Source organism: Macellibacteroides sp. (assembly GCF_050251695.1).
GTDB lineage: Bacteria > Bacteroidota > Bacteroidia > Bacteroidales > Tannerellaceae > Macellibacteroides > Macellibacteroides fermentans.
This window is the reverse complement of the sequence record NZ_JBFWMI010000090.1, coordinates 1-12,422: the sequence shown is the minus strand read 5'-3', so window position 1 is coordinate 12,422 and position 12,422 is coordinate 1. Positions and strand designations below refer to the sequence as shown.

11 protein-coding genes are annotated in these 12,422 nt (G+C 42.3%); 7 read left to right on the top strand and 4 right to left on the bottom strand.

Annotation, left to right across the window (positions count from 1 at the left end; translation table 11 throughout):
• Positions 1-544 precede the first annotated feature (544 nt).
• From AB7E53_RS12095 to guaA, 3 genes are all read right to left on the bottom strand, one after another.
• Positions 545-823: an integrase core domain-containing protein gene (locus tag AB7E53_RS12095; RefSeq protein WP_446775894.1), complete on the bottom strand. Its 279-nt coding sequence runs from the start codon at positions 821-823 to the stop codon at positions 545-547.
• 361 nt (positions 824-1,184) lie between these two features.
• Positions 1,185-1,532, bottom strand: coding sequence for a hypothetical protein (locus AB7E53_RS12090; RefSeq protein ID WP_068185654.1), 348 nt, complete (start codon positions 1,530-1,532; stop codon positions 1,185-1,187).
• 558 nt (positions 1,533-2,090) lie between these two features.
• Complete coding sequence (gene guaA / locus AB7E53_RS12085) at positions 2,091-3,611, bottom strand: glutamine-hydrolyzing GMP synthase (RefSeq protein ID WP_068185651.1); 1,521 nt, start codon at positions 3,609-3,611, stop codon at positions 2,091-2,093.
• A gap of 201 nt (positions 3,612-3,812) precedes the next feature.
• Here guaA and AB7E53_RS12080 point away from each other — a divergent pair, with 201 nt between their 5' ends.
• The 6 genes from AB7E53_RS12080 (at position 3,813) to AB7E53_RS12055 (ending at position 10,278) form a co-directional block, all read left to right on the top strand.
• Positions 3,813-4,718, top strand: a complete 906-nt coding sequence (locus AB7E53_RS12080) for a hypothetical protein (protein ID WP_068185648.1) — start codon at positions 3,813-3,815, stop codon at positions 4,716-4,718.
• Positions 4,719-4,723: 5 nt separating this feature from the next.
• The gene (locus AB7E53_RS12075; RefSeq protein WP_068185643.1) at positions 4,724-5,329 is read left to right on the top strand and encodes a Crp/Fnr family transcriptional regulator; all 606 of its coding nucleotides are present in this window, start codon (positions 4,724-4,726) and stop codon (positions 5,327-5,329) included.
• 132 nt (positions 5,330-5,461) lie between these two features.
• Entirely contained in the window at positions 5,462-6,820 is a 1,359-nt protein-coding gene (locus AB7E53_RS12070) for a TolC family protein (protein ID WP_446775892.1), read from the top strand.
• 15 nt (positions 6,821-6,835) lie between these two features.
• On the top strand, positions 6,836-7,834 hold the full coding sequence (locus AB7E53_RS12065; RefSeq protein WP_068185630.1) for an HlyD family secretion protein: 999 nt from the start codon (positions 6,836-6,838) through the stop codon (positions 7,832-7,834).
• Between the two features lie 2 nt (positions 7,835-7,836).
• Positions 7,837-9,018: an ABC transporter permease gene (locus tag AB7E53_RS12060; RefSeq protein ID WP_079682028.1), complete on the top strand. Its 1,182-nt coding sequence runs from the start codon at positions 7,837-7,839 to the stop codon at positions 9,016-9,018.
• Between the two features lie 12 nt (positions 9,019-9,030).
• Positions 9,031-10,278: an ABC transporter permease gene (locus AB7E53_RS12055; RefSeq protein WP_068185624.1), complete on the top strand. Its 1,248-nt coding sequence runs from the start codon at positions 9,031-9,033 to the stop codon at positions 10,276-10,278.
• A gap of 51 nt (positions 10,279-10,329) precedes the next feature.
• Here AB7E53_RS12055 and AB7E53_RS12050 read toward each other — a convergent pair whose 3' ends face one another.
• Positions 10,330-11,715, bottom strand: a complete 1,386-nt coding sequence (locus AB7E53_RS12050; RefSeq protein ID WP_079682029.1) for a DUF1080 domain-containing protein — start codon at positions 11,713-11,715, stop codon at positions 10,330-10,332.
• A gap of 156 nt (positions 11,716-11,871) precedes the next feature.
• On the opposite strand from AB7E53_RS12050, the gene AB7E53_RS12045 reads away from it, so the two are divergent.
• On the top strand, positions 11,872-12,422 hold a 551-nt coding region (locus AB7E53_RS12045), incomplete at its 3' end, for a TIM barrel protein (protein WP_446775890.1).

Genomic DNA, 12,422 nt, shown 5'->3' with positions numbered 1-12,422 from the left:
TAATTATTTGCTAACGAATACTTATTCGTTTGACAGCTGTTGAATGCAAGTTCAACAGCTGTGTACTTTGCGTTCAACAGATGACAAACGCAAAGTACACAATTGTTGAATGAATAGTTCTCCTAAGTGAAGAAAATAAAAGCCTTAACAGGAGGAGCTAATTGATAGGGAGAAATCTCTAGTTGCCCACTAGTGGGGCTTGAGAAGTGGTATTGTGTTACGAAATCGGCTTCAGTTCCATGATTGGGGGATGTGATAGATGACACATGCTGACAGATGTAAAAACGCCATCTGTCATTGGTTATATCTCTGCCATTCAGGTGGTTGAGCCATAAAAATGATAGATGACACTTAGTTTTGCGAAAATCAGAAATAATGACCTGTCCTGAAAAATGTTGACTGAATTTAATAAAAAAAACCTACTATAAGTTGACTGCCTAGGTTAGTCCCACTATACCTTTACTTTAATCCTTACAGGGATTGACCAAGCTTATATCGGATTAGTCGCCCTGAAGTTCGTGCTGTCCTTACAAATGTATAAAAATTACACGTATGCATCTTTTCGATTGGCCTCTTTTTTATAATAGCTCCTCCAACATCGTGCCAGTCCGCCCGTTTTAAGATGCGCTTGATCAGGGGTGAGCATGGCGATACTACTGTGTTTTCTTTTTGTATTATAAAGAGTTACCACCTCCGAAACATTAGCTCTCGCATCTTTAATTCCGGAGTAGGTCATGCAATTTAACCATTCTTCTTTTATTATACCATTTACTCTTTCAGTTATGGTATTTTCCAATGGATCTCCATTCTCGGTCATGCTGATTTGAATTCCTCTCTCTTACAGGGCTGAAACATATTGAGTACTGCAATATTGAATTCCCCGATCCGAGTTGTGAATAAGTCCATCAGCCTCTTCGGGATATGTAATATCACTTACCCGCAACTGATAGGGTCCATCTGGAATGAACTCTTTTGTCAGGATGGGATACGTTCTGAAACGGTGTTTTGAATCCGTGGTTTTTGTCACTCACCTTCGGTTACGAATCAACTAACCATGCTTCCGGGAGACCCTCAAACAGGGCATACTGCCCTGTTTGAGGGTCTCCCGGAAGTTATTCCTGTAATACTGGACAAGATATTCTTGTAATTGTTAGGCAGCCTTTTCTCTTTTATGCTGTACATGCTTACTGTTTAACTTTTCCAACAGAAGAATCATATTGTATATGAGTTGTTTTATTTTGAAGAATTTGAAATCCGGTTTTATTATAAAGGAAAGTTCTTGAATATGGTTCAACAAAATAAGTACCAGCATTCAGAATGTATTCAAAAACTTCACCATCCTTTAAAACTTCATCATAAATTGGCACTTTTTCATTACATGTGGAATAAATTGCGATACGTATGTCAGGCGAACTATTTATAAATGTAATATAGACCTTCCCTTCCATTGCTTCATCTTTATCACACCCCGTAATCATAAAACATGCTAGGATTGTAATCACAAATAATAATCCATTCTTAACTTTGTTCATTTTATTTTATTTTTAATAACATCAAATCCAATTATTTCAGAATCATCTATCACATTGTAGAGTGGATTCAAATTAAACGTTTTTGTAATAGTACAAGGTGGAGTTCCATCTTTTGGTACAACATCTATTGTAAAACGGACAGCCCATTCCAACGCATTGGCCGGAACTTCATATTGCCAAGGATATCAGATGTATTGGGGATATATCAGACATGGATAATTACCCCAATGTTCAATTATTTATGATTTGTTTAACCTTCATTGTTGTCATAATAGTAAATTTAAATTAACATATAAGTTTTAATAAGGCACCTCAATGATATGACTACAAAGTAACTGGAGTTTGAATTAATTATCAATCACTACATATAGTGATTTTTGATTATTCCTGTTGATAATAAACGGTTATGTTTGTGATGTACCCATGGGGGGCTTGTCGTATTTGTTGCGGAAACCGGATTCTTGACAAAACAATAAACGAGAGGCTGAACCTTTTTTAAAGTGTTCAGCCTCTCTATCTATTTTAAGTATGTCTGGTTTGCTTACAGAGCCATTTGTATTATTCCCACTCGATTGTTGCGGGTGGTTTAGAGCTGATGTCGTAAACAACGCGGTTTACACCTTTTACCTTGTTTATGATTTCGTTCGAAACTTTAGCAAGGAAATCGTAAGGAAGCTGAGCCCAGTCGGCCGTCATGGCATCGGTGGAAGTTACAGCACGTAAAGCGATTGTATAATCGTATGTACGCTCGTCGCCCATTACACCTACCGAACGAACCGGCAGCAAGATAGATCCAGCCTGCCAGATCTTATCGTACAATCCCCATTCGCGCATCAATGAAATATAGATATCATCTGCATTCTGAAGGATTTCGATTTTCTCCGGAGTGATTTCGCCCAATACACGGATTCCAAGACCCGGTCCCGGGAATGGATGACGTTTAATTAGGTTTGGCATCATGCCCAGCTCGTTGCCCACACGACGAACTTCGTCTTTAAACAACAGTCGCAATGGTTCAACCAATTTAAGTTTCATGGTATCGGGCAGACCACCTACGTTGTGGTGACTCTTAATTACCGTTCCGGTGATTGAAAGAGATTCGATCACGTCCGGATAAATAGTTCCTTGTCCCAGCCACTTGATATCTTTAAGCTTCTTGGCCTCTTCGTCGAATACGTCGATAAAGCCTTTACCAATAATCTTACGTTTTTGTTCAGGATCGGTTACGCCATGCAGTTCGCGGTAGAATTTTTCTTTCGCATTCACACCGATAACATTAAGTCCCAGGTGTTCGTAATCGTCCATCACCTTTTCAAATTCATTTTTACGGAGCAAACCGTGGTCAACGAATATACAGGTAAGGTTTTTTCCGATCGCCTTGTTAAGCAGAACAGCCGTTACAGACGAGTCAACACCTCCCGACAATGCCAGGATCACTTTGTCGTCTCCCAATTGTTTTTTCAATTCGGCCACTGTAGACTCGATGAAAGAAGCCGGAGTCCAGTCTTTTGCACATCCGCAGATAGAAAGGAAGTTGTCCAGAATCTTAGTACCGTCTGTAGTATGGAATACTTCCGGATGGAACTGTACACCCCAGGTCTGCTCGCCTTCAATGTGATATGCTGCAGCCGGAACGTCGTTTGTGCTGGCTACAATTTTGAATGAAGAGGGAAGAACCGTAATGGTATCTCCGTGCGACATCCAAACCTGCGAACCTGCTTCAATACCCTTTAATAATGGGTCGTTGCCGTTAATAGAACCAAGATTAGCCCGACCGTATTCACGAGAGTCGCCCGATTCTACTTTTCCGCCCGATGTATATGCTAAGAATTGTGCGCCATAGCAAATGCCAAGTACCGGGTATTTCCCTCTGATTTCAGATAAATCGGCCTTGAACGCTGTTTCGTCATTTACCGAGTAAGGGCTACCTGAAAGAATCACCCCTTTCACGTCCGATGCATCTTCCGGGAAATGGTTGTAGGGAACAATCTCACAATACATATTTAACTCTCTGAGTCTGCGTCCGATCAGCTGAGTTGTTTGCGAGCCAAAATCAAGAATAATAATTTTCTCGTGCATGCAATAAGTGTTTAATTGAGTGGCGCAAAGTTAGCAATAAAAAATGATACCATAAAAACTCCTTTACCACAAATTAAAGCTAAGGTTGGAAGCAATTGTTAACAAGTCCTTAAAAATGTGTAAATATAAGGCAAAAGAGTTTTCTGCAATGGATTAAAGTGTACCTTTGCATGATCTTTTTAGTGACTCTTATAACGAACTATGGATACAGAAAAGAAAGAGATTAAACGAATCAATAAGCTTACTTTGCTTATAATGGCTGTGGTTGTGTTGTTGTTGCTTGTAGCAGGTGGTGGATATTATATATATAACCAAAAACAACAGATGAGTGAGATGACGCAAGCGTTTGTGCTTGAAAAGGAATCCCTCGAAGACGAGTTTAATGATCTGTCTCTTCAGTACGAAGGGTATAAGTTCAGTGTAGGGAACGACTCCCTGCTTTCCCTGCTGTCTACAGAACAGGGCAAGGTTCAGCGTCTGCTTGAAGAGTTGCGTACCGTTAAGGCTACCAATGCCAGCCGTATCAATCAGCTTAAAAAAGAATTGGAAACATTACGTAAGGTAATGCGCAACTATGTAATCCAGATTGACTCATTAAATACAGCCAATCAAATTCTGAAAGAAGAAAACAAACAGGTAATTAAAAAATACGAGCAGGTTTCAAGTTCGGCTACCAAACTAAAAGAAGAAAAAGAGAAACTGGCAGAACGTGTTACATTGGCTTCACGATTGGATGCTACCGATATATCGGTTACCCCAACCAACAGTCGTGGAAAGAAAATGACTAAGATTAAACGGATGGAACAGTTTGTTATTAACTTTAAACTGGCCAAAAATATAACAGCTCCTGTTGGCGAAAAGGTAGTTTACCTCCGTATAATGAAACCGGACGACGATGTATTGGTGAAAAGCCGTGCAGATGTGTTTGTGTTTGAAAACAAAGAGATCAATTACTCCATAAAGAAACTGGTTGAATACGAAGGCGAAGATTTGCCGATAACCGTGTACTGGAAGATAGAGGAATTTCTTTCGCCGGGTACCTACCGGGTGGATGTGTTTGCCGACGGCAATCATATCGGAAAGAAAACCTTTGTACTGGAGGAGTAGTTACGATGAATCCTACCGATCCTTTCGTACAACTGTATGGGCATCTGGATGCAGCTCTGCTGGCCGACGAACAGTTTGTAAGCGAGTTTAAGAACAGCGCCACATTGCTTAAGGTACAAAAAGGAGATTACCTTCTAAGAGCAGGTGAGGTCTGCTCTGAGGGTTACTTTATAAATAAAGGCCTGTTTCTGCACCTGTTTATCAACGATCAGGGCAACGAGAGTGTGATGGGATTTTCCGTAGATAATTTCTATCCCTTTCTTTCTTCCATTTCCTACTTTACCCAAACGCCTTCCGATTTCGAGATTCTGGCAATGGAAGATGCCGAGCTGATCTGTATCTCGCGGACCCAGATAGAAATGTTATCGTCCCGATATCCATTGTTCGCCTCTTTCTATCAGCGGGTGATGATGATGGTTATTTCCAAGATTTATACAATGTATGCAGCCCGCCAATCCCACACGGCAGAAGGGTTTATGGAATACCTTTACAATGAATACATATGGATTGTAAACAGAGTTCCCGATAAGTACATCGCCCGTTTTATGGGTATCAGCAATGCCTGGTACTGCAAGCTCAAGAAACGTCTTTTCGATTCGGGCAAGGTTTAACACCCTCCAATAACTCTCTTTATTGCACCATTTTATCCGAAATTGAATTACTTCAATTTATTCTATCCCGCAATCAAGTAATTTTGCGGCGGAATATGTATATTTGAACAATTAGAATAAAATTTGAATGAAATGAAAAGAGCCTTTGTATTGTCATTAGCATTATTGGCCTCTGCCTTCGTGTACGGTCAGCGTACACTTACGCTTGATGAGTGCAGGAGTCTGGCCATTCAAAACAACAAAGAATTACAGATAGCCGGCGAGAAGGTGCGCGTTGCAGGTTACGATAAACAGGCGGCGCTGACCAAGTATTTTCCGCAGGTTTCCGCAATGGGTACCTATATGCGGAATCAGAAAGATATCAATTTGCTGGATGATAAGACGGTTGCCGGTCTGGGTAAATTGTTGCCAATTGATGTAGGTGCGTTTACCCATCTTGACATTCAGGATGTTTGGTTGGGTAATGTCTCGCTGGTACAACCGGTATTTATGGGTGGTAAGATAATCGCCTATAACCAGATTACAAAGTATGCCAAGGAGTTGGCCCAGTCCATGAACGACCTGAAGCTGCAGGATGTAATCTATAAAACAGACGAAGCATACTGGCAGGTGGTTTCGCTGGTTAACAAGAAGAAGTTGGCCGATTCGTATGTATCCCTTCTCCGCAAAATGGATACCGATGTTCAGGCATTAATAGAGGAGGGGATAGCTACACAGGTAGACGGAATGTCTGTGCGTGTAAAGCTGAATCAGGCTGAGATGGCGCAGACCAAAGTAGATAATGGATTGGCTCTTTCGCGTATGGCGTTGGCACAGTTATGTGGATTGCCACTGGAAGAGTCGCTTGCATTGGCCGACGAAAATATTGAATCGCTGCCCGAAAGCGCCTCTTCATCAGGTTCTTTTAGTGTGGAAGAGGCCTTTATAAACCGCCAGGAGCTTAAGAGCCTGGATTATGCTGTGCGTATTTATAAAAAGAAAGAAAAGATTGCTTTGGCCGAACATTTGCCCAGCGTAGCGCTTACGGCAAATTACCTGGTAACCAATCCGAATTCGTTTAATGGCTTCAAAAATGATTTTGGTGGTATGTTTAATGTAGGTGTAGCGGTTCAGGTTCCTATATCCGGATGGTGGGAAGGCACATACAAACGGAATGCTGCCCGGGCGGAGACTCACATTAAGCAACTGGAGCTGGATGATGCAAAGGAAAAAATAGAGCTGCAGGTAAATCAATCGGTCTACAAGGTGAACGAGGCCGGTAAAAAATTAACAGCCTCGTCCCGAAATAAAGAAAAGGCCGAAGAAAATCTGCGTCATGCTACCATCGGTTTCGAAGAAGGGGTTATTCCTGCCCTAAATCTCATGGAGGCACAGACAGCCTGGGTAGAGGCTCAGTCTGATTTAATTGATGCACAGATAGAGGTTAAACTTACCGATGTATATTTGTCAAAGGCCCTTGGACGGCTATCTTCAACTACAAATAATAAATGATAAAACTATAGAGCGATGAACGAGCATAAGAAATTTTCAATCAATAACATGATGTTGGCATTTATCACGGTGATAGTCGTGATTGGTTTGGTGGCATTGGCCGGATTCTTTTTGCTTACTCCTCCCGAAGAGGTGATTATGGGGCAGGCCGAAGCAACCGAAATCAGGATTTCGGGAAAGGTTCCGGGACGAATAGTCTCTTATCGTTACCATGAAGGTGAAAAAGTAATGAAGGGAGATACCCTAGTCTTCCTTGATACTCCGGAAGTGCAGGCCAAGTTCAGACAGGCCGAAGCAGCGATGAGTGCTGCACAGGCGCAAAACAGAAAGGCTATAAAAGGTGCGAGAACGGAGCAGATTACGGCTGCCTACGAGATGTGGCAGAAGTCGCAGGCCGGATTGGAAATTGCTAAAAAGTCGTACGACCGCATCCAGAATCTTTTTTCCAAAGGGGTGATATCTGCACAGAAGCGTGATGAAGCCGAAGCTAATTACAAGGCTATGGTTGCCACAGAGAAAGCCGCACGATCTCAGTACGATATGGCTAAAAACGGAGCCGAACGTGAAGATAAGGATGCTGCGGCAGCATTGGTGGAACGGGCTCAGGGAGCTGTGGATGAGGTTGAGTCGTATATGCGTGAGTCGGCTTTGGTTTCGCCTATTGATGGAGAGATATCCGAGCAGTTTCCCGAAGTAGGTGAGCTGGTAGGTACCGGTGCTCCGATTCTTAATATAGCCGATCTTACGGATATGTGGGTTACATTCAGCATCCGCGAAGATCTGCTGAAGGATATTAAAATGGGAACTTCAATCAAAGCGTTTATTCCGGCACTAAATAACAAGGAGGTCACGCTTAAAGTCACCTATATGAAGGACATGGGATCGTATGCTGCATGGAAAGCTACGAAAACCAACGGACAGTTTGATTCTAAAACATTCGAGGTACGTGCTAAACCCGATGCACCGATTGCCGATTTGCGTCCGGGTATGTCTGTGATAATGAAAAAGAAATGAACATGACACAACTGAGGATAAGCATACAAAGTGTTAAGAATGTTGCCATACGCGAACTGCGCCGTCTGGTAGCCAAGCCTTTGTATATATTCTGTATGCTGGTAGCCCCTCTTTTTTGCATGGTGTTTTTCTTGTCGTTGATGAAAGAGGGATTGCCGGTAGACTTACCTATTGCTGTAGTGGATCTTGATAACTCCTCTACTTCCAGGTCGCTGATTCGTCAGCTTAATGCCTTCGAGCAAACAGAAGTAGCCATGCAGACCATGTCGTTTACCGATGCACGGATTGCTATGCAGAAGGGCGAAGTATACGGGATTTTTTATATTCCGGAAAGGTTTGCTGCAGATGCTACTACCGGAAAGCAACCTCGCCTGTCTTTCTATACCAACGGTTCGTACCTGATTGCCGGATCGTTGCTGTTTAAGGACATGAAAACCATTTCGGTGCTGGCCGGAGGTTCGGTGGGCTTGAAGACCGGAACGGCCAAAGGCCTTACGGAAGCCCAGATAAAAGGGCAGTTGCAACCTATTGTTGTAGACACTCATTCCATTGGAAATCCGTGGCTCAATTATTCGGTTTACCTTAATAATATACTGATCCCAGGGATATTGCAGCTGATGATTTTTCTGGTCACCGTTTTCAGTATCGGCTCCGAAATTAAGTTTGCCACTTCCCATGAATGGTTGCGTTTAGGAAATAACTCGGTATTGGTTTCACTAGCCGGGAAGTTGTTGCCTCATACTTTGATTTTTACGTTAGTGGGGTTGTTGGCTTGTTCGCTTCTTTACGGATTCAATGCATTTCCGCTTCAAAGCGGCTGGATGCCGATGGTGGCAAATATATTTTTGCTTGTATTGGCTTCGCAGGCAGTTGGTGTGTTTATGATCGGAGTGTTGCCAACGTTACGACTCGGACTGAGTTTTGCCAGTTTATTCGGAATGATAACTTTCTCTATTGTAGGGTTGTCGTTCCCCGTTTCCGAAATGCATCCTACGCTGCAAGCGCTTGCCAACCTGTTCCCGTTGAGGCATTATTTTCTGATTTATGTGGATCAGGCTCTAAACGGCAGGGAATTAATCTACTGCTGGGGGCATTATGTGGCACTGATGGCTTTTATGATTTTGCCGTTCCTGATTGCAAGAAACCTGAAGCATGCTTTGCTTTATTTTAAGTATATTCCGTAAAACGTTGAAAGAATGAAACCAGAGTTCAGGTTACAAAATATAATTAAAGAGGGGTTGAATGATACATTCCTCATCTGGAAAAGCGAACTGAAAAATGTGTTTGCAGATACAGGTGTGATGATTTTCTTTTTTTTGGTTCCCTTCATTTATCCGTTGTTGTACGCTTTTATTTACAATAATGAATTGGTACGTGAAGCCAAGATGGTGGTGGTAGACCAGTCCAATTCGTCTCTCAGCAGAAAGTATGTGCGTATGATCGATGCTACTGCCGATGTTAAGGTTGTAGGAGCATGTGCAGATATGGAGGAGGCTAAACGTATGCTGGATACTAAGCAGGCCTACGGTATATTACTGGTTCCGTCTGATTTTAGCAAAGATCTGCATGCGGGAAGACAAACTACCGTGTCGTTGTACAGCGATATGAGTAGCCTGCTGTTTTACAAAGCGTTTCTGCTTTCGGCTACCGAAGCCTCTTTCGAGCTGGGTAAGGAGGTGAGGATGCATAACAATCCCGTATCTACAGAGAAACTAGAACAGATTACGGTTAACCCGATTCCCTACGAATCGGTAACCCTTTTCAATACACAGAATGGTTTTGCCAGCTTTTTGGTACCCGCTATCCTTATTCTGGTAATTCAGCAGACATTGGTGTTGGGGATAGGTATGTTGGGCGGTACTGCCCGCGAGAAAAACCGATTCCATACATTGGTGCCCGTAAGTAAGCACTTTAACGGTACGTTGCGTATTGTATTCGGCAAGTCGTTGGCTTACCTGGTATTGTATATCCTTGTTTGCGGCTGGACGCTGGTGGTGGTGCCGAAACTCTTTGGATTGCCTCAGCTGGCATCTCCATTTACGCTTACGATGTTTATACTGCCTTACCTTTTTGCCTGTATTTTCTTTGCCATTACCTTGTCGGGTTTTATGGTAAGCAGAGAATCGCCTATGATGATTTTTGTATTTACATCCGTTTTCCTGCTGTTTATTTCGGGTATCTCGTGGCCCATGCATTCCATTCCTTCTTTTTGGAAAGCAACGGGTTATCTGTTCCCTTCAACACCCGGGGTGCAGGGTTTTGTACGGATAAATACAATGGGGGCAACCTTAAATGAGGTGGCTGCCGAATATAAATTGTTATGGGTGCAGACCGGTTTTTATTTCCTTACCTCTTGCCTGGTGTATCGTTTCCAGATTATACGAAGCAGAAGGCTGGTACATCAGCAGTATCAGTATATGAAAGCCAAACATAAGACTAAATAAAAAAGAGGGTGCCATTGGCATCCTCTTTTTTATTTAGTAATCCTTCAAGAATTAAATCTTAATCTTAGGTCGGTACATATCCTGAGCAGTAATACCGCATTCTTTAGCCATACGGATACTATATTCCAGTTTACTTACATCCTTTGTAATGTTATTGCTGCCGAAGGTGAATTTAATTCCGGCCTCTTTGGCTTTGAGTATAAATGCTTTGTTAGGAATGTTATAGAGCTCGTTTATCTCGAGGGCTTTACCGGTTTTAACAAGTGCATCGATTACTTTCTGCATTCGGGCTTCAGTCCAGAACTGGTCGTAACGGTCTGCCATGGAGGCTGGGAGGAAATTGGGATTCACATATACGTCTACAGGTTCTTCCAACACTCCGCATATTTTTTCTACAATCAGGTCCATGTATTGCTCTTCGTTTTCAATCCAAACCTCTTCCGGAATCCACAAACGGGTACGTCTTCCTTTCTTATCGGTAAAGGTAAGCGCATCTGTAAACACATAGTCGAATTCGGCACGGGCTTCGGGAGAGAAAGTGGTTACCCATTCGCGGCCTTCACCCTGCATGGCAAGAATAAACGGCTGGGTACGCATTGTATCAAGATAAGCTCTGATCTCCTGGTCGTTTGTGATGGGGAATCCGATGCCGCAATTCGGCGCGATGGCATAATTTATTCCGGTCTTCCGCGATTGGATAGCCGCCATCTCTTTGGTAAGTCCTCCTTTTAAATGTACATGGTAATCCAGTACAGGGAAATCTGATTGATGCAGCTTAATGATTTCGTCGTTCTGCTCGTCGGTTGCTTCCGCTTGTTGTGCTTGCTCGTCGACAGCCTCTTTAAGTACATTTACCTCTATTTTTCTGAATTGGATGTTTCCGCTGCCTGTACTGATCAAAGCAAAAAGACCTTCAGACAAACGGGCATTCGCATTAGCTTCCGTTCTGTAGGGCGCAACAGGCTCTGTATATTCAACTACCGGAGCACCATCAATCAACACGGAAACAGCTTTGCCTTCAACTTTAATTTTCATGGCAAACCATTGGTTTTCCTTTACAAAGCTCTTGGTAAGGTTACGAACTGAAAGCAGACTTCCGCTCATCTTCCACCAAACCGGATCGGTAACATCATTGTTTATTGCCACTTTGTAACCTTTGGATGCAGTTACATCAGAATGAAAACATACGGCACCTTTGCCTCCCTGATCTGTTTTAACTTCCAGACTCAGCTCGAAGTTTTTGTAGTTTCCCTGTTTAAGGATAGCCATGGCATCGGGCCCGGACAATGTAAGTGCATTTTCCTGCACGCTTACGTTACCGCTCGTATTCCAGTTACTGGTATCTTTTCCATTAAACAATGCCCCGCTTTGAGGCTGGTTGCACGAAGTAATCAAACAAAACAGTAGTCCTAAAGAAAAAAGAGATAGACATTTCATGATATATTGATTTAAGTAAAATATTATAGTCTCAAAGATAGAAAAAAATTAATAGATTATTTTCAGTTCAAAGTTTTTATGATAAAATTATTCTGTACCCCAAAAATAGTTATATATTTGTAAAAATTCTCATACATAAACTTAAATTATATTACTATGCAAAACAGACGTGACTTTTTAAAGCATGCATCTTTGCTTGTTGCCGGAGGTTTGGTTGCTCCTCAGTTATTATCTTCTTGTAGTAGCGCTCCTGCAAAAAACATCGGTCTACAGCTTTATTCATTAAGAGACCTTGTAAAAGAATCGGGTATCCAGGTTGTGCTGGAAACTGTTGCAAAAATGGGTTATACTAATTTGGAAACCGCCGGTTATGATAATGGTAAAATTTATGGATTGGCTCCTGCCGAATTCAAGAAAATGGTTACCGATCTTGGAATGAAATGTACAAGTGCACACTTGGGCCAAGCTTTCACAAAAGAAAAAGAGGCTGAAGTAATGGCTTGGTGGGATCAGGCTATCGAAGCTCACAACGAATTGGGCGTTAAATATATGGTTCAACCTTTTATGCCTGTGAACGATCAGACTACATTGGACGACCTGAAGATGTATTGTGATTATTTCAATACTGTAGGTTACAAGACTGCATCTGCCAGCATCGCATTTGGTTATCATAACCACGATTTTGAATTCCGCAAAATTGGTGATCA